This is a genomic window from Streptomyces sp. R28 (assembly GCF_041052385.1).
Taxonomy (GTDB): Bacteria; Actinomycetota; Actinomycetes; order Streptomycetales; family Streptomycetaceae; genus Streptomyces.
Map to the genome: position 1 here is coordinate 3,777,947 of NZ_CP163439.1, position 17,392 is coordinate 3,795,338.

The 17,392-nt window shown below is 71.9% G+C and carries 17 protein-coding genes and 1 pseudogene; 8 read left to right on the forward strand and 10 right to left on the reverse strand.

All coding sequences use genetic code 11. The annotated features are described in order from the left end of the window. Positions 1-2: 2 nt before the first annotated feature. The 3 genes and pseudogenes from AB5J49_RS16640 to AB5J49_RS16650 form a co-directional block, all read right to left on the reverse strand. Positions 3-900, reverse strand: a pseudogene (locus AB5J49_RS16640) (LysR family transcriptional regulator). Between the two features lie 14 nt (positions 901-914). Then, complete coding sequence (locus AB5J49_RS16645; RefSeq protein WP_369175157.1) at positions 915-1,766, reverse strand: DMT family transporter; 852 nt, start codon at positions 1,764-1,766, stop codon at positions 915-917. 133 nt (positions 1,767-1,899) lie between these two features. Then, a complete protein-coding gene (locus tag AB5J49_RS16650; RefSeq protein WP_369169416.1) occupies positions 1,900-2,865 on the reverse strand; it encodes an EamA family transporter in 966 nt (321 codons plus the stop codon). Positions 2,866-3,027: 162 nt separating this feature from the next. Here AB5J49_RS16650 and AB5J49_RS16655 point away from each other — a divergent pair, with 162 nt between their 5' ends. Beyond that, a complete protein-coding gene (locus tag AB5J49_RS16655) occupies positions 3,028-3,540 on the forward strand; it encodes a MarR family winged helix-turn-helix transcriptional regulator (protein ID WP_369169417.1) in 513 nt (170 codons plus the stop codon). 30 nt (positions 3,541-3,570) lie between these two features. Here AB5J49_RS16655 and AB5J49_RS16660 read toward each other — a convergent pair whose 3' ends face one another. The 4 genes from AB5J49_RS16660 to AB5J49_RS16675 form a co-directional block, all read right to left on the reverse strand. Continuing rightward, positions 3,571-3,696 carry a hypothetical protein gene (locus AB5J49_RS16660; RefSeq protein WP_369169418.1) on the reverse strand — a complete coding sequence of 42 codons (126 nt, stop codon included), beginning with the start codon at positions 3,694-3,696 and terminating at the stop codon, positions 3,571-3,573. A 483-nt stretch (positions 3,697-4,179) separates the two neighbouring features. Continuing rightward, complete coding sequence (locus AB5J49_RS16665; RefSeq protein WP_369169419.1) at positions 4,180-4,437, reverse strand: hypothetical protein; 258 nt, start codon at positions 4,435-4,437, stop codon at positions 4,180-4,182. 87 nt (positions 4,438-4,524) lie between these two features. Continuing rightward, positions 4,525-6,669, reverse strand: coding sequence for a 4-alpha-glucanotransferase (malQ, locus tag AB5J49_RS16670; RefSeq protein WP_369169420.1), 2,145 nt, complete (start codon positions 6,667-6,669; stop codon positions 4,525-4,527). Further along, on the reverse strand, positions 6,670-6,897 hold the full coding sequence (locus tag AB5J49_RS16675; protein ID WP_369175158.1) for a hypothetical protein: 228 nt from the start codon (positions 6,895-6,897) through the stop codon (positions 6,670-6,672). Between the two features lie 248 nt (positions 6,898-7,145). Here AB5J49_RS16675 and AB5J49_RS16680 point away from each other — a divergent pair, with 248 nt between their 5' ends. The 3 genes from AB5J49_RS16680 to AB5J49_RS16690 all read left to right on the forward strand — a co-directional run bounded on the left by AB5J49_RS16680 (position 7,146) and on the right by AB5J49_RS16690 (position 9,854). Beyond that, on the forward strand, positions 7,146-7,679 hold the full coding sequence (locus AB5J49_RS16680; RefSeq protein WP_369169421.1) for a PadR family transcriptional regulator: 534 nt from the start codon (positions 7,146-7,148) through the stop codon (positions 7,677-7,679). Then, on the forward strand, positions 7,676-8,374 hold the full coding sequence (locus AB5J49_RS16685; RefSeq protein ID WP_369169422.1) for an ABC transporter ATP-binding protein: 699 nt from the start codon (positions 7,676-7,678) through the stop codon (positions 8,372-8,374). The genes AB5J49_RS16680 and AB5J49_RS16685 overlap by 4 nt, the downstream gene beginning before the upstream one ends. Positions 8,375-8,495: 121 nt before the next feature. After that, positions 8,496-9,854: an ABC transporter permease gene (locus AB5J49_RS16690; RefSeq protein WP_369169423.1), complete on the forward strand. Its 1,359-nt coding sequence runs from the start codon at positions 8,496-8,498 to the stop codon at positions 9,852-9,854. 105 nt (positions 9,855-9,959) lie between these two features. Here the strand turns inward: AB5J49_RS16690 and AB5J49_RS16695 are convergent, their stop codons facing one another. Further along, a complete protein-coding gene (locus AB5J49_RS16695; protein WP_030049754.1) occupies positions 9,960-10,496 on the reverse strand; it encodes an HNH endonuclease in 537 nt (178 codons plus the stop codon). 317 nt (positions 10,497-10,813) lie between these two features. On the opposite strand from AB5J49_RS16695, the gene AB5J49_RS16700 reads away from it, so the two are divergent. Continuing rightward, positions 10,814-11,908 (forward strand): mechanosensitive ion channel family protein, encoded by a 1,095-nt coding sequence (locus AB5J49_RS16700; RefSeq protein WP_369169424.1) that lies wholly within the window; start codon positions 10,814-10,816, stop codon positions 11,906-11,908. Positions 11,909-11,920: 12 nt separating this feature from the next. Here the strand turns inward: AB5J49_RS16700 and AB5J49_RS16705 are convergent, their stop codons facing one another. Both AB5J49_RS16705 and AB5J49_RS16710 read right to left on the reverse strand, forming a co-directional pair. Next, on the reverse strand, positions 11,921-12,181 hold the full coding sequence (locus tag AB5J49_RS16705) for a hypothetical protein (RefSeq protein ID WP_369169425.1): 261 nt from the start codon (positions 12,179-12,181) through the stop codon (positions 11,921-11,923). Positions 12,182-12,224: 43 nt separating this feature from the next. Then, positions 12,225-13,154 (reverse strand): LysR family transcriptional regulator, encoded by a 930-nt coding sequence (locus AB5J49_RS16710; protein WP_369169426.1) that lies wholly within the window; start codon positions 13,152-13,154, stop codon positions 12,225-12,227. A 125-nt stretch (positions 13,155-13,279) separates the two neighbouring features. On the opposite strand from AB5J49_RS16710, the gene AB5J49_RS16715 reads away from it, so the two are divergent. The 3 genes from AB5J49_RS16715 (at position 13,280) to AB5J49_RS16725 (ending at position 17,388) form a co-directional block, all read left to right on the forward strand. Further along, a complete protein-coding gene (locus AB5J49_RS16715) occupies positions 13,280-14,557 on the forward strand; it encodes an MFS transporter (RefSeq protein WP_369175160.1) in 1,278 nt (425 codons plus the stop codon). Positions 14,558-14,717: 160 nt separating this feature from the next. After that, positions 14,718-15,929 carry an ROK family protein gene (locus tag AB5J49_RS16720; RefSeq protein WP_369169427.1) on the forward strand — a complete coding sequence of 404 codons (1,212 nt, stop codon included), beginning with the start codon at positions 14,718-14,720 and terminating at the stop codon, positions 15,927-15,929. Between the two features lie 121 nt (positions 15,930-16,050). Beyond that, positions 16,051-17,388 carry an ABC transporter substrate-binding protein gene (locus AB5J49_RS16725; RefSeq protein WP_369175161.1) on the forward strand — a complete coding sequence of 446 codons (1,338 nt, stop codon included), beginning with the start codon at positions 16,051-16,053 and terminating at the stop codon, positions 17,386-17,388. Positions 17,389-17,392 lie beyond the last annotated feature (4 nt).

The following is a 17,392-nucleotide window of genomic DNA, read 5'->3' on the forward strand; positions in this document are numbered from 1 at the left end:
GGCTACGTGGCGGCGGCACTTCGCAGAGCGTCGAGCGTCCTGCGCACCGCCGGCGCATCCGCCCCGCCCTTGCGCATGGCTGCCACCACATGCCGGACCGGATGCTCGGCGCCCAGCTCCCGCATCACGACCCCGCCCCTCGGCACGGCAGCCATCCGCGGTACCAACGCCACCCCCATGCCCGCCTCCACCATCGCCAGGATCGCCGTCCACCCGGCTGCGGAATGCCCCTGCCGAGGACTGAACCCCGCTGCCTCGCACGCCCCCCCGCGTGATGTCCGACCACGGCCCGCTCCCCCCGAAGATCCACTCCTCCCCCGCGAGATCGGCCAGCCGAAGCCCTTCGACACTCGCCAGCTCGTGCCCCTTGGGGAGGGCCACGTCCAGCGGATCCGCCAGCAACGGCACCCGAGTGAAGCGCGCGTCCCCCACCACCGGTGCCTGCGCCGCGAGGGACAGCGCGAGGTCGACCTCGCCGGCGGCCAGCAGCTCGTAGGCCTCTTGGGCCTCGGCCTCCCGCACCCGTACGACCACGCCGGGATGCGACGCACGCAGCGCCCGCACAGCCGGTACGACCAGCGCCGGCACCGCCGTGGAGAACGCCCCGACCCGCACCTCCCCGACCTCGCCGTGCAGGTACGCCGCCAACTCGGCGTCCGCCCGCTCCAGTTGCTCGAACACGGCCTCGGCGTGCCGCAGCACCAGCCGCGCCGCGTCCGTCAGCCGCACCCGCCGCCCCTGTGCCTCCAGCAGCGGCACCCCGAGCTGCTTGGCGAGATTCGTCAGCTGCTGCGACACGGCCGACGGCGTCATCCGCAGCGCCTCGGCGGTCGCCGTCACGGTCCCCCGCTCCCGCAACGTCCGCAGGATCTGCAGCTTCCGGATGTCCCACTCGACCATGGCGGCAACCTACGTCACCGACGCGACCCGGCACCCAGGACGACCCCGCCGAGGATCAGCGCCATGCACAGCACCTGCGTCCAGCCGGTCGCCTCGCCCAGCACCGTCCAGGACAGCAGGGACACGCACACCGGCTGGAGGTAGTAGACGACCCCGGCGCGGCTCGGGCCGACCAGTGCGATCGCCCTGTTCCAGGCGAAGAAGGCGACGGCCGAGGAGACGACTCCCACGTACAGGATCGGCAGGACGGTCCCGGCCGTCGGCTCGAAGCCGCCCTGCACCGCCAGGCTGACCCCCTGTGCGGGCGCCAGCAGGACCGCACCGAGCAGGAACGTGGTGAACAGGAAGGCCACCCCGCCCAGTTCGGCGGGCTTGCGCCGCAACAGACCGCTGTAGGAGGCGAAGCAGCAGGCCGCGGCCACCATCCACAGGTCCCCCGCCGCGAAACGGGCCCCGCCCGCGCCACCCCCGATCAGCAGCACGACGCCCGCACAGGCCGTCAGCAGCCCCGCCACCCGGCGCGCGCCCAGCCGTACCCCCGCGGCCCGCTCGAACACGGCCATCAGGACCGGTGAAGCGGCCATGATCATGCCCATGTTGGCGGCGGGCGTGGTCAACCCGGCCTGGTTGACCAGGGTGTTGTACGTGGTGATGCCGAGGAGAGAAGCGAGGAGCACGAACCCGAGGTGGCGGCGGATCACCTTCCGCTGCCGCCACGCCTGCCGGGCACCGAAGGGAGCCACCGCGGCCAGCGCCACCAGCCACCTCCAGAACGCCTGCTGCACCGGCGGCACGCTGTCGTGCAGCGCGCGGGAGGTGACGAAGCTGCCGGACCAGACGACGGTGGCGAGGGCGGCGAGGGCGATCCCGAGGACGGTTGCCCTGGGGAGGGAGGGAGGGCTGAGGGTGGAGGCGGGGGCAGGGGCAGGGGCAGGGGTGGCGGTCCTGGGGAGGACGAGGGGCACGGAGATCCTTCGCTGGTCGGTGATCGGGCTCGATCTACCGTCGCAGCGCCGGACCTGTCAGGTCCATCGAATCTTTCCGATGAGTCTTTTCAGCAGAACTGAACAATCGCGGGGACACCTGTCCAGCCCGGCCCACCCCGATCTGCCCCACGACCGTCGCCCCGAACGCGAGCGCCATGCCCGCCAGCTGGAGCGGGGTCAGCGCCTGTCCCAGCGCCGCCCAGCCGACCACGGCGGCGGTCAACGGGGACAGCGGGCCGAGGAAGGTGACCTGCGTGGCGCTGAGGCGGCCGATGCCGCGGAACCAGAGCCAGTACGCGACCGCCGTGTTCGCCAGCGCCAGATAGAGGTAGCCGCCGACCGCCCGGCCGTCGAGCGCGGGCGGGGCACCCTCGACCAGGAGGGCGAGGGGCGCGATGAGCAGGCCGCCGGCCGTCAACTGCCAGCCGGTGAGGGCGAGCGGGCCGACGCCCTCCGGGCGCCCCCAGCGCTTGGTCAGCACGGTGCCGGTCGACATGGACGCCGTGGCGGCCAGGGCCGCCAGCACGCCGACGAGGTCGAGCGCACCGGCCGCCTTCAGCACCACCAGGCTGACGCCGAACGCCGCCACGACCCCGGTGAGCACGTTGCGCACCGTCGGCCGCTGCCCGAGGAACAGCGCCGAGAGAGCCACGACGAACAGCGGACCGACCGAACCGACAACCGCCGCCATACCCCCGGGCAGCCGGTACGCGGAGAGGAAGAGGAGAGGGAAGAAAGCACCGATGTTCAGCGCCCCCAGCACCGCCGACTTCCACCACCAGACGCCGCGCGGCAGCACGCGGGCGAGGGCGACCAGCAGCAGACCCGCGGGGAGGGCGCGCATCAGGCCGGTGAACAGGGGGCGGTCGGCCGGCAGGAACTCGGTGGCGACCGCGTAGGTCGTGCCCCAGGAGATAGGCGCGAGGGCGGTGAGGAGTATCAGGGCGGGAGAGACACCGCCGACGCGGTTGGCGGCCATGAGGACGCCCCCTTCGAAGTAGGCAGCGGAAAGCAAGTCAGGGAAGTAGGTCAGGGAAGTAGGCCAGCGGAGAGTAGGTCAATGGAAAGTAGCTTAGCGCCAAGCTACTTTTCGTCAAGTTACTTTCTTGCAGGCCAGCATCAGACCGCCGATACTCGGCACATGAGCGAACGCCCCCAGCGCAAGGACCCCGTCGACGCGATCATCGACCAGTGGGCGACCGTGCGGCCCGACCTCGACACCAAGGCGATGGAGGTCTTCGGGCGGATCTACCGCCTCTCCCGCACCGTGGGCGACCGCATGGACAAGGCCTACGCGCCCTACGGCATCTCGCGCGGCGAGTTCGACGTCCTGGCGACCCTGCGCCGCTCCGGTGAGCCCTACACCCTCTCGCCCCGCCAGCTCTCGGCGACGCTGATGCTCACCACCGGAGGCATGACCGGCCGGCTCGACAAACTGGAACGGGCCGACCTGCTGCGCCGCTCCCCCGATCCGCACGACCGCCGCGGCCTGCAAGTCACGCTCACCGAGAAGGGGTTGGACGTCATCGACCAGGCGGTCGGCGCCGGCCTGGCCGTCCAGACGGAGGCCCTGTCCACCCTCGACGACGAACAGGCCGACCGACTGGCCGACCTGTTGCGGGAGTTGCTCGCGGGGGCGCCCGAACCGCGGTAGGGGGCCCGACCGCGAAAAGAGGGGCTTCACTCACCCCACGTGGACGGCGAGCGCCTCCTCGATCGCCCGCGGGCCCGCGGAATCCGCCGCCCACGCCACGTATCCGTCGGGCCGCACCAGCACGGTCCTGCGGCGGTCGCTCGCCCAGCGTTCCACGGTCAGCCGGCCCTCACCGGGCGCCCTGACTCTCGTAGCCCCCGCGAGCCCCGTTCACTTCCGGGACGATCAGCACGAACCGACCGCCACGCAGGGCCTCGTACAGGCGGCCGCTCTCCAGAGCCACGTCCGGGACGCGGGCGCCGACCAGGCGGTGGGAGCCGCGCGGTGCGGGGTACTGGTAGCCGATGCCCTGCGGAGCACGGCCTTGCCGACCGGGTGACGCTCGGCCTGGTAGGTCGTGGCATGGCTGGCGCCCACGCTTCAGCGCTATCTGACCGCGCCGCACCCGGCGTGAGCGCCGCCTGACCGAGAACACCTGGCGCACCCCGCGCACCCGGCGGAGAACACACCGAGGGCGCCGCCCTCGCCCACGTACGGCGGATGCGCGTACGTGCGGCAGGGGCGGCGCCCTCGGGAAAGCTGTGACCGGACGGAAGAGTCCCGATCAGGCAGATCAGGCAGATCGGCCGAGCAGGCCAATCAGGCCTTCGCCTTGGCCTTCACCTTCGGCTGACGGTCCGTGGAGCGGTCCAGGACCATCACGAGGCCCGCGATGACCGCGAACAGCACGATCGGGGCCAAGACGAACTGGCCCAGCGTCTCCATGACGCTCAGGCCCTGACCGGGGTCGTCGCCGTCGTCGCGCGTGAGCGCGAGCGCGGGGGACGACATGAGCAGCATCATCAGCGTCGTACCGGCAGCCAGGGCGCCGGCGCGCAGGGCGTTCTTCTTGTCCACGGGGCCAAAAGTACCGAACGGCGGGAAGGGCCGCGCGCCCGGGGTGCCGTATGCCGTAGGCCGTAGGAGGCGCGGTCCGTCCGGGCGTCACTCCCGCCGGACCGCCTCGCCCCGCAGCACCTCCACCAACGCCCGCACCCGGGCCGACTCCGCCAGTTCCTCCAGCGTCACCGCTCGCCCCTCCGCGTCCGCGATCGGCAGCCGCCAGTTCGGGTACTGGTCCCACGTCCCCGGCAGGTTCTGCGGGCGGCGGTCGCCCACGCCGTCCGGGAGCCAGATGCCGACCATGCGGGCCGGGGTGCGCAGCAGAAAACGGTGGACCGCCTGGATCTCGGCCTCCTCCTCCGAGGCGCAGTGCCCGCCGTGCGAGCCCTGCAGCAGGCCGAGCCGGGAGAGCAGCTCCAGCCATTCGCCCGTGTCCGCCGACGCCTCCGCCCGCTCCTGCTCCAGAGGACGGGTCAACAGGCCAAGGCTGTCGCGGAGTTGGACGTGTTCGCCGGTGAGGCGGGCCGCGGTGGGCGGCAGGTCGTGGGTGGTGGCGGTGGCGAGGCAGTCGGCGCGCCAGGACTCCGGCGGCAGCGGGCGGCCGCCCCCGTCCCAGTCCCGCTCGAACCACAGCACCGAGGTGCCGAGCACGCCCCGCGCGCGCAGCGTCTCACGCACACCGGGCTCCACCGTGCCGAGATCCTCGCCGATCACGACCGCCCCGGCCCGGGAAGCCTCCAGCACCAGGATCGCGAGCATGGCCTCGGCGTCGTAACGGACGTACGTCCCCTCCGTCGGCGCGTGCCCCTGCGGCACCCACCACAGCCGGAACAGACCCATGACGTGGTCGATCCGCAGCGCGCCCGCGTAGCGGAAGAGCGCTCTGAGCAGGCGGCGGTACGGCTCGTACCCCGATTCGGCCAGCCGGTCCGGCCGCCAGGGCGGCAGCCCCCAGTCCTGGCCGCGGGCGTTGAAGGCGTCCGGCGGGGCGCCCACCGACATCCCGGCCGCGAAGTACTCCTGCTGCGCCCAGGCATCCGCGCCTGCGGGGTGCACCCCGACCGCCAGGTCGTGCACGATCCCGACGGGCATCCCCGCCTCCCGCGCGATCCGCTGGGCGGCGGTCAGCTGGCCGTCGGTGAGCCAGGCGAGACGGCAGTGGAAGTCGACCCGGTCCATGAGCTCGCCCCGCGCGCGGTCGGTTTCGGGCGACCGCGGATCCCGCAGCCCCTGCGGCCACCGCTGCCAGTCCGAGCCGTGCACCTCGGCCAGCGCGCACCACGTGGCGTGGTCCTCCAGCGCCTGCCCCTCCCGCGCGAGGAAGTCGACGTACGCGGCCCGGCGCCCCGGCCCGAGCGGCACCGCGCGCACCAGCTCCAGCGCCTCCCGCTTCGCCTCCCACACCGCGTCCCGGTCGATCAACTCCCCCTTTTCCAGCACTGCTTCACGCAGCCGCCCGGCCCGCTCCAGCAGCCCCCGCACCCGCTCGCGGTCCTCGACGTACGGGAACTCGGGCACGTCCTCGACCCGCAGGTGCACGGGGTCGGGGAAGCGGCGGGAGGACGGGCGATAGGGGGAAGGGTCGGTCGGCGCTCCCGGTACGGCCGCGTGCAACGGGTTGACCTGCACGAATCCGGCGCCGCGCGCGCGGCCGGCCCAGGCGGCGAGGTCGGCGAGGTCGCCGAGGTCGCCCATGCCCCAGGAGCGGCGAGAGAGCAGGGAGTAGAGCTGGACGAGGAGGCCGTACGAGCGTCCGGGGGGCGCGGGCACGCGGGGCGGGGCGACGACCAGGTGGCTGGTCGCCGTACGGCCGTCGGGGGCGGTGGCCGTCAAGCGGTGGACGCCGGGCGGGAGTTGGTCGGCGGTGGCGCGGGACTCGCCCTGTTCGGTCTCGATGTGCAGCCGGGTTCCGGCCGGCAGCGCGGCCAGTGCCTCGGGCTCGGCCCCGCTCCAGCACACGACCGTCGGCGGCAGCAGCCGCTCGCGCAGCTTCCGCTCGCGCGCGTCGAGCGCGGCACCGACGGCCCCGGGGGTGCTCGTGTCGACGTCGAGGGCGGCCAGGGCGAGGGCGAGCGCGGTGGCGGAGGCCGTGACCGTACGGTCCGCGGACGGCTGGTAGGAGGTGGCGACGCCGTGCAGCTCGGCGAGGCGGGCCAGGTCGTCGGAGGGCAGATCCTCGCGGCCCTCGGAACCCTCAGAACTCTCAGAACCCTCGGTGGGGGCTTCGGCCGACCGCTCAGCTGTCATCTACGACCTCGGGAAATCCATGTCCATGTCCATACCGGTGTCCATACCCATGTCCCAGGTCGCCGCCTCACTGGTCAGCGGCGCGGCGTCGGCGAGCGGCGGCTCGCTGGTGAGGGGCTCGACGTCGGGGAGGGGCGGTTCGCTGGTGAGCGGGGTTTCGGTGTAGGCGCCCTCGGCGCTGAAGACGCAGGCGGGCATCTCCGGTTCGGTGAAGACGCCTGCATACATCTCGGGCTCGCTGGGCGCCTCGGGTTTGGACAGGGCCGATGCTGTGGGCACGGGGGCCTCCTCTTCTAGTACGGCGTGCGGGTTACCGCCAGCCCTACCCAGCAGGCGCGGGGACAGACGTCCAGAAGCGAACAACATGCCTCACGTCACATTCCGTTCCGCACATTCTGCTCCGGACGCCGCGTCTGTCGGGTTAATTTCCTGATCACTATTCACTCAGTACATGTACTCAGTACATAATGATCGGCATGAGCACCCGCCACATCCTGTTGGGGCTGCTCGCCACGGGGCCGAGCCATGGCTACGACCTCAAGCGACGCCACGACGAACGCTTCCCGCAAGCCCGCCCGCTGGCCTATGGGCAGGTCTACACGACCCTGCAGCGGCTGGTCCGCGACGGGCTGGCCGAGGTCGAGGGCACCGATGCGGACGGCGGCCCCGAGCGCACCACGTACCGCTCGACGGACGACGGTGCGCGCGAACTGGCCAAGTGGGCCGGCGAGATCGCGCCGCCCGCGCCGTTCGTGACGAACGAGATCTTCGCCAAGGTCGTCGTGTCCATCCTGTCCGACGGCGACGCCGAGGCCTATCTGCGCGCCCAGCGTGCCGCCCACATGGAGCGGATGCGGGAGCTCACGACGGTCAAGACCGCGCCGCGTACCGATCTCGCGACCGTGCTCTCGGCGGACTACGCCCTCAACCACCTCGATGCCGACCTCCGCTGGATGACGACCACGGCGGCCCGGCTCACCACCCTGACCGCGGAGGTCGACGCAGCATGAGCAACACAAGGGGAGGCACGGTGCCGCTGCTCGCGGCCCGTGACCTCGTCAAGGCACACGGCAGGACCCAGGCCCTGCGCGGCGCCTCCATCGAACTGCGGGCCGGCGAGATCCTCGCCGTCACCGGCGCCAGCGGCAGCGGAAAGTCCACACTGCTGCACTGCCTGTCCGGCATCGTCCGCCCGGACACCGGCTCGGTGACGTACGACGGGGAGCGGCTGGACCAGCTGCCCGAGCAGCGGCTGAGCGAGCTGCGGCGCACGGAGTTCGGCGTGGTCTTCCAGTTCGGGCAGCTCATCCCGGAGCTGACGGCCCTGGACAATGTGGCGCTGCCGCTGCTGCTCGCCGGCGCGCGCAGGCAGGAGGCACAGGCGAAGGCCGGTGAGTGGCTGGAGCGGTTCGGGGTGCGCGGGCAGGAGGCGCTGCGGCCCGGCGAGATGAGCGGCGGCCAGGCCCAGCGGGCGGCCCTGGCCCGGGCCCTGGTCACCGGCCCGAAGGTGGTCTTCGCGGACGAGCCGACCGGGGCGCTGGACTCGCTGGCGAGCGAGCAGGTGATGACGGCCCTGGCGCACTCGGCCCGCGAGTCGGGCACGGCGGTGCTGCTGATCACGCACGACGCCCAGGTGGCGGCGTACGCGGACCACGAGGTGCGGCTGACCGACGGAACCGTGACGCCGCTGGAGGTGGCGGCATGAGGGGCGAGCTCCGCTGCGGCGGGAGGACCGCCGCCCGACCGGAGTCGACGACGCGGCCCGCTGGACACGGCGGCGGCTTCCGGCTCACCGGCGAAACCGTGACCTGTGCGGAGGTGACCGCATGAGGGCCGACCTCCGGCTGGCCTGGCTGCTCACCCGGGGATCCGACCGGCGCGAGTGGTGGCGGGTGGGGCTCACCGCGGTCGGGGCGGCGCTCGCGACCGGATTCGCGCTGACGGCCGTCGTGCTGGCTTCGCTCGACGGCTACAACAGCGTGCCGCTCGCGCACGGCTTGCTGAACGGCCAAGGAGAGCGCTCCGGGGTGGTCTTCAGCCTGGCGCTCCTCCTCGTTCCGGTGCTCGGCTTCCTCGGCCAGAGCGCGCGGATCGGCGCCGTCCACCGCGACCGGCGGCTCGCCGGGCTGCGACTGGCCGGGGCCGCTCCCTGGCAGGTGCGTCGGATCGCCGCACTGGAGACGGGGCTGGCCTGTCTGCTGGGCTCGGCGCTCGCCACCGCGGTCGCGGTACCGGTGCTGCTCTCCCTGTGGACCAGTCCGACCGCCCTCGCCTGGGCGGGGATCGCCCTGGTCGCCCTGGGGGTACCGGCGCTGGGCGCCGCGGCGGCCGCGCTGGCGTTGCGCCAGGTGGTGGCGTCACCGCTCGGCTGGGTGCGCCGGGTGCGGACCGCCCAGCGTCCGGGGCGGGTGTTCCTGGTGGTGACCGGACTGCTCGTCGCGTTGGTGGCGCTGATCCTGCTGACCTCGGTGTTCGACAGGCCCCGCAGGTTCTCCCCCGTTCCGCCGGTCATCGTGGCCCTGACCCTGCTGGTCGGTGCCGCGGCGGTGTCGCTGACGGGCTGGTCCTCCGGCCTGCTGGGCCGCGTCCTCGCGGTCCGGGCCCAGCGCCCGGCCCTGCTGATCGCGGCCGAACGGCTGCGCGACGACCCGTGGGCGGCGGCCCGCACCCACGCGGCCGTGCTGCTGGTGACCGTCGTCGGCACCGGCTTCGTGGGAGTGCGGCAGGTACTGCTCGCCGATGTGCACGCCATGAGCCGCGTGGGCCGCCTCGGCATGAACATGGCGTTCTATACGACGGGCCTCGCTCTGACGGCGGCCGCGATCCTCGTCGCCCTCGGGATCATCCTGTCGGCTCTCGCTGTCGGCACCGCCGAGTCCCTGGCCACCCGGCGCCGGGCCCTGGCAGTGCAGAACGCCGCCGGGGTGCCGCGTGGGGTGCTGGCCCGGGCGCTGTTCCTCGAGACCGCGCTCCCGCTGGTCCCGGCGGTCGTGGTGGCGGGCGCCGGCGGCATGGCGATCGGCGCCTGGTACGCGTCGATCACCACGGAGTACACGACGCCGGACGTGCCGTACGTCTCCCTGCTGGTCCCCTTCGCGGTGTACGCCTGCTGCCTGCTGGCGGCGGCCACCTCGCTGCCCCTGCTGCACCGCTCGGTCCGCCCGGCGGAGCTGCGGTACGTGTGACAACGGCCCGGCGGCCGCGCAACTGTCCGGCCCCGGGGGCACGGGGGACCCTCGGGGCTGGATGCCGTACACATGGGCACTGCGGGTATGCGAAAGCCCGGGTCGTCAGGCGGAAATGCCGTCGATCCGGGCCATGGCGTCCTCCGCGCCGAACGGCTGCAAGTACGGCAGCCAGCGCGGGTCCCTATGCCCGGTGCCGATGATGCGCCAGGCGAGGCCGGTGGGTGGAGCAGGTTTGTGGCGCAGCCGCCAGCCGATCTCGAACAGGTGTCGATCGGCCTTCACGTGGTTGCAGCGGCGGCACGAGGCCACCACGTTGTCCCAGACGTGCTTGCCCCCGCGGCTGCGCGGGATGACGTGGTCGACGCTGGTTGCGACGCCACCGCAGTACATGCACCGGCCCCCGTCGCGCGCGAAGAGCGCCCTGCGGGTAAGAGGAACGGGCCCCCGATAGGGAACCCGGACGAATCGCTTGAGCCGGACCACGCTGGGTGCGGGGACTGTGACGGTCGCGCTGTGCATGAAGGCGCCGGACTCCTCGAGGCATACGGCCTTGTTCTCGAGGACGAGGACGAGCGCGCGGCGGAGCGGTACGACGCCGAGTGGCTCGTACGACGCGTTGAGGACCAGGACATGCGGCACGGATGCCTCCTTGGGCGTCGGCGGCGCGTGGCTTGCGCCGGGACGATCTGTAGTCAGTCTCCCCTCTTGCCTGGTGAAAGCGCCACCATGTCCCGGTAACGGGCTGGGAGTGTTTTCGACCACATCTGATTCATCCCCAGGATGACGAACTGTTCATCCCACCAGTTCATCCCCAGGTGGGCACGGTTTCTCCCTCGAACACGGCGACGATCCACACACGATGCCCCGATAGTGTGGTGGACCTGCCCTGCCGGTGACCTTTTCGTGACCTTGACCATCTGCCGGTGGGGCGGGCCGCTGCACTGGAGGTACCAGCCGTGTCCTTGCCCGCCGACCTATTGGCCGCCGGTTCGACCCCATCACCGTCCCCGTCGGAGACGACGACCCCGGCGGTGCCGTCGATCCAGGACGCCCACGAGAGCGCTACCCAGGCCGCGAGCTGGGTCGAGCAGAACTGGTCGACCTGGCTCGCGATAGGTCTGAAGGTCCTGCTGATCCTGGTGATCGCGGCGGTGCTGAGAGTGGCGATCCGGCGGGCGATCACCAAGCTCATAGACCGGATGAACCGCACCGCCCAGGCGGTGGACGGCACGGCCCTCGGCGGCCTGCTGGTCAATGTCGAGCGGCGCCGTCAGCGCTCGCAGGCGATCGGCTCGGTCCTGCGCTCGGTGGCGAGCTTCCTGATCATGGGCACCGCGGCCCTGATGATCCTCTCCACCTTCGACATCAACCTGGCCCCGCTGCTGGCCTCTGCCGGTGTGGCGGGCGTGGCGATCGGCTTCGGCGCCCGCAATCTGGTCACCGACTTCCTGTCCGGCGTCTTCATGATCCTTGAGGACCAGTACGGCGTCGGCGACTCCATCGACGCCGGCGTCGCCTCCGGCGAGGTCATCGAGGTCGGCCTGCGCGTGACCAAGCTGCGCGGCGACAACGGCGAGATCTGGTACGTCCGCAACGGCGAGGTCAAGCGCATCGGCAACCTCTCGCAGGGCTGGTCGACGTCCGGCGTGGACGTCACCGTCCGCTCCTCCGAGGACCTGGACAGGGTCAAGCGCACCATCGACGAGGTCGCCGAGAAGATGAGCAAGGAGGAGCCCTGGAACGAGCTCCTCTGGGGCCCGATCGAAGTCCTCGGCCTGGACAGCGTGCTGCTGGACTCGATGGTCGTACGCGTGTCCGCGAAGACGATGCCCGGCAAGTCCCTGACGGTGGAACGCGAGCTGCGCTGGCGTATCAAGCGCGCCTTCGACGCCGCCGACATCCGGATCGTCGGCCGTGCTCCCCTCACGACGGAAGAGGCGGCCGCGACCGACCCGACGGCGGGCATGGCGGCTCCGTCGGCGTACTCCAACTCGTCCTCTCCGCAGGCCCAGGCGGCTACACCGCTGACGCCGCCGAGCGTGACGAAGTAGCCGCGCCCTGCCTCAGCCGACCCATCCCCGCCACCGCGGCCACGGTGCCTCGCACCGTCCCTCGGCGATCGCCTTCTCGTACTCCCGCTGGGCGAGCTCGTCCAGCTCACGCCCGGTCAGCGGCTTGCTGTCGAGGCTGGTGACCCGGGAGAAGGCGATCAGGCACTCGCCGTGCGGCACGGGCCGGGTCGCCCAGAAGACGAAGGACACGCCCGCGACGATCACGGCGAGCGAGGCGAGGGCGAGCAGCGCACGGCGACGGTCACGCGTCATCCGCGCAGCCTAGCCGCGGCCGGTCGCGGCACCGCCGAACCGGTCACCGCGCCCAGGCGGGCATCCAGGTCTCCGCCTCCCGGCGCTCGGTCCGGGTCGCGGCGAGGTGGGCGCGAAGAGCCGTGAGACTGGGGTGCGCGTTGTCGCCGCGCCAGAGCAGGGAGTGCGGGTAAACCGGGGTCGGGTCGCGCAGCGGGATGCGGCGCAGGTCCTGGTCGGCGGGCCAGACCAGGCGGGTGTCCTCGCCGACGAAGGTCGCCAGTGCGGCCGAGTCGGCGATCGTGTCGACGAGCGGCTCGGTGCCGAAGTCGGGGCCGGTCGCCTCGATGGTGAGCCCGAACCGGGCCGCGAGGGCGTCGTAGTAGACGGCCCATTCGGTGCCGTCGACGATGCCGGGCATCCAGATCCGGTGTCCGGCGAGCTCGGCGGGTGTCACCGAGCGGGCGGCGGCGAGTTCGTGCCCCGGTCCGGTCAGGAGCTGCACCGGCTCGTCGTACACGCGGGCGGCCTCGATGCCGTCGGGCAGCTTCCGCGCGGCCATGGTCACGGCGCGGAAGGACGCGTCGATCGTGCCGGCGCGCAGGGCCGCGACGGCCGCGTCGGCGTCGAAGAGGGTGACGACGTCGAGTTCGGTGTCGGGGTTGGCGCGGTGAAAGCCGCGCAGCAGGACCGCCGGGGCGAGCCGTCGGCCGATCACGTCGACGCGCAGGGCACGGCGGCCGGGGCGCACGGAGGCGAGGGCCCGTTCCTCGGCCCGGAGGAGGGCGCGGGCGTGCGGCAGGAAGGCCTGCCCGTCGATGGTGAGCCGCGCCCCGCGCGGGGCGCGGGTGAACAGCAGCACCCCGAGGCGGCTCTCCAGCGTGGCGATGCGTTTGGAGACGGCCTGCTGGGTGATCGACAGGGTCGCGGCGGCGTCCTGGAACCGGCCCGCGTCGGCTGCGGCGACGAAGGTGCGCACGGCGTCGAGGTCCACGGCCACAGCCTAGGCATACAACCGTTGGTTGTATCCAGGGACACCATGGACGCCCGTTGGTTGTTTGATCTGGGCAATCGCCTCTCGCTTGGATGGCTGCGGTCAACGTGAGGTTGGGGCTGGGGATGACGGGCGAGCGGTCGTTGGGGCGGAAGTTCGGGTGGCTGTGGGCGGCGTACGGGGTCAGCGCGTTCGGGACCCGGCTCGCCTTCGACGCGTTCCCGATCATCGCGATTGTCGTGCTGCACGCCGGGGCGACCGAGGTGGCGCTGCTGGCGGCCTCGGGGCTCGCGGTGGGGGCGGCGGTGGCGGTGCCGCTCGGGGCGTGGGTGGAGCCGCGCCGAAAGCGGCCGGTGATGGTCGCGGCGGACCTGCTCCGGTGCGCGGCGCTGCTGAGCATCCCCGCCGCCTTCGCGCTGGACGCGCTCGGCCTCGGCCAGCTGCTGGTGGTGTCGGTGGTGGTCGCCGCGGCGGACATCACGTTCACCGCGGCGAGCGGGGCGTATCTGAAGTCCCTCGTGCCGCCGGAGGACCTGCTCGTGGCGAACGGCCGCTTCGAAGCCACGACATGGACGACCACCGCGCTCGGCCCACCGCTGGGCGGGGCCGCGATCGGTGCGTTCGGCCCGATGGCGACGGTGCTGGCGGACGCGGCCAGCTATCTGCTGTCGGCGCTGGGGATCCGGGCGATCGGCGGTAAGGAAAGGCAACAGACCGGCAGGCAACAGACCGGCAAGCAACAGCCTGGAGGGCAGCAGACCCGCCCTGGCTCACCCTCGGGCCTGCGGCTGAGCGACCTCCCGGCAGGCTGGCGGCACCTCCTCACCCACCCCACGCTGCGCCCGCTGTTCCTCAACACGGTCCTGGTCAACGCCCTGATCATGGCGCCGTCCCCGGTGCTCGCCGTCCTCATGCTCGGCCAACTCGGCTTCGCCCCCTGGCAGTACGGCCTCGCCTTCGCCGTCCCGTGCCTGGGCGGCCTGCTGGGCTCCCGCCTGTCGCGGCGCCTGGTCACCCGGTACGGCCGACGCCGGGTCCTGCTCACCGCCGGCACCCTGCGCGCCTGCTGGCCCGTCGGCCTGGCCTTCGTCGGCCCGGGCACGTCCGGTCTGCTGCTCATCATGGCCGTCGAGTTCGGCCTGATCACGTGCGTGGGCGTGTTCAACCCGGTGCTCGCCACCACCCGCCTCGACCAGACCCCACCGGACCGGATCACCCGCACCTTGTCGGCATGGCAGATCACGGGCCGTACGACGACCGCGGCCATGACGGCGCTGTGGGGCCTGCTGGCGGCACTGACCGGACCACGCACCGCCATTGCCCTCGCAGGAGTTCTGCTGCTGGCGACCCCGCTCCTGCTCCCGCGGCGCGAGCGCGCACCGCAGCGCAGCGCCGCCGGGTAACGACTGGGTTGCCTGGTATAGACCTCTCTTGACGGCACCTTCCCCTCGGGTCTACCTTCCTGGACAACCCGATAGGAAACTTTCCTAACAGTGATCCTGGATGGACTTCCGTCGTAGATCGCTGAGAAGCTGGTCAGCCGAGAGGCAGGTGTCGATTCCCATGGCAGGAACCGCCGGTACGCCGGGCACCCCGCGCGTCCTGCGCGCCATGAACGACCGTGCCGCCCTGGACCTCCTCCTGGAGCACGGGCCGCTGTCCCGCACGCGGATCGGCAAACTCACCGGCCTCTCAAAGCCGACCGCCTCCCAGTTGCTCGCCCGCCTCGAAGCCGCCGGCCTCGTCCTGGCCACCGGCACGACGGAGGGCCGTCCCGGCCCGGGCGCCCAGCTGTACGAGGTCAATCCGGCCGCCGCGTACGCCGCGGGGCTCGATGTCACCCCCGAACGCATCCTCGCCGCCGTCGCCGACATCACGGGCCGCACGGTGGGGTCGTACGAACTGCCCACCCCCGGCAGGCGGCCGACCCAGCCCGTCGTCCGGCAGGTCACCGACGCCCTCGACAGCGCGGTGAAGGCGGCAGGCCTGGCCCGCGACGACGTCCACCGGCTCGTCATCGGCACCCCCGGCGCCTTCGACCCCAACACGGGCCGGCTGCGCTACGCCTCCCACCTCCCCGGCTGGCACGCCCCCGCACTCCTGGACGAAGTCGCCGCCGCCCTGCCGATGCCGGTCGAGTACGAGAACGACGTCAACCTCGCGGCGGTGGCCGAGCAGCGGCTCGGCGCGGCTCGCGGCCACGAGGACTTCGTGCTGCTGTGGAACGAAGGGGGCCTGGGCGCCGCCCTGGTCCTCGGCGGCCGGCTGCACCGCGGCTGGACCGGCGGCGCGGGCGAGGTAGGTTTCCTGCCGGTTCCGGGCGCACCCCTGGTCCGCCAGGTAACCAAAGCCAACAGTGGCGGCTACCAGGAGCTGGCCGGTTCGCAGGCGATCCCCCAGCTCGCGAGCGAACTCGGTATCGCGAACATCCCGTCGGGTCCGTACGCCGAGGCGGCCGCCACCCTCATCGAACGGGCCGCCGCGGAGGACACCGTCCTGGGCCGGCTCCTCCTGGAGACCTACGCGACCCGGCTCGCAACGGGTCTCGCCTCCCTGGTCTCGGTCCTCGACCCCGAACTGGTCGTCCTCAGCGGCGCCTCCCTCACGTCCGGCGGCGAGGTGCTGCGCGCCCTCGTCCAGGCCGAGCTGGAGGAGCTGGCCGCCTCCCGGCCCCGGCTCGTCGTCGGTGACGTCCGTGAACACCCCGTGCTGCGGGGCGCGTTGGAGAACGCGCTCGCGACCACGCGCGACGAGGTCTTCGACACCGCACGCTGAGCGCCCCGCCCCCCCTGCCTCAGCCCCTTCACCCAGCCCTGTAACTCACCCCCCGCCTTCCCTCACCCACCCCGTCCCGCCCTTGGGAGACCCTGCCATGCCCGGAAAGTCCTGGAACGTCATACCCTCACCGTCCCGCAAGGCGGCCGCCGCCCTCGCCGCCACCGCCTCCCTGGCCCTCTTCACCACGGCCTGCACCGGCCAGTCGGAGGCCGGTGCCACCGACGACCCCAACGCCAGGACGACGATCACCTTCTGGCACGGCTGGAGCGCGCCCGCCGAGGTCAAGGCGATCCAGGCGAACGTGGACCGCTTCGAGAAGGCCCACCCGAACGTCACGGTGAAGGTCGTCGGCAACATCAATGACGACAAGCTCAACCAGGCGCTGCGCGCGGGCGGTTCGAGCGGTCCGGACGTGGTGTCGTCGTTCACGACCTCCAACATCGGCAAGTTCTGTTCCTCCGGCGCCTTCCTCGACCTGAAGCCGTTCATCGAGAAGTCGAAGCTCGACCTCGACAAGATCATCCCGAAGCCGATGCTGGACTACACCCAGTTCGAGGGCACCCGCTGCGCCCTGCCCCTGCTGGGCGACGCCTACGGCCTCTACTACAACAAGGACGCCTTCGAGAAGGCAGGCATCACCTCCCCGCCGAAGACCTGGTCGGAGTTCGCCAAGGACGCCAAGAAGCTGACCAAGGCCAAGGGCGACAGCTACGAGCAACTCGGCTTCATGCCGACGTACCACGGCTACGAGACGGTCGTGGACCACTACATGTCCCAGTGGGACCACGCCTACTTCGACAAGGACGGCAAGTCCAACATCGCCAAGGACCCGGCCTTCGCCGACATGTTCACGTACCAGAAGAAGCTCATCGACGGCCTCGGCGGCTTCGCGAAGCTGGAGAAGTACCGCAACACCTTCGGTGACGAGTGGGGCGCCAAGCACCCCTTCCAGACCGGCCAGGTGGCCATGCAGCTCGACGGCGAGTGGCGCCTCGGCATGGCGAAGGAGGCCGACGTCGACTTCGAGATCGGCACCGCCCCGATGCCCGTCGCGGACGACGAGGTCGCCGAGTACGGCAAGGGCTTCCTCTCCGGCACGGTCATCGGCATCGCCCCGCAGAGCGAGAAGCAGAACGCGGCCTGGGAGCTGGTGAAGTACCTGACGACCGACACGCAGGCTGTCGTGTCCTTCGCCAACGCCATCCACAACGTGCCCTCCACGTTCGCCGCGCTGAAGTCGCCCGACCTGAAGGTGGACCCCGGCTTCAAGACGTTCCTGGACATCGCCCAGAACCCGGAGTCGAACACGCCGCCGGCCTCCGTCAACGGCTCGACGTACCAGACGACGCTGCAGGACTTCGGCTACCAGTACGAGTCGGGCAAGGTGAAGGACCTGAAGGCCGGTCTGGAGAAGACCGCCCGGCAGATCGACACCGACATCGAGCAGGCGAAGTAGCGCC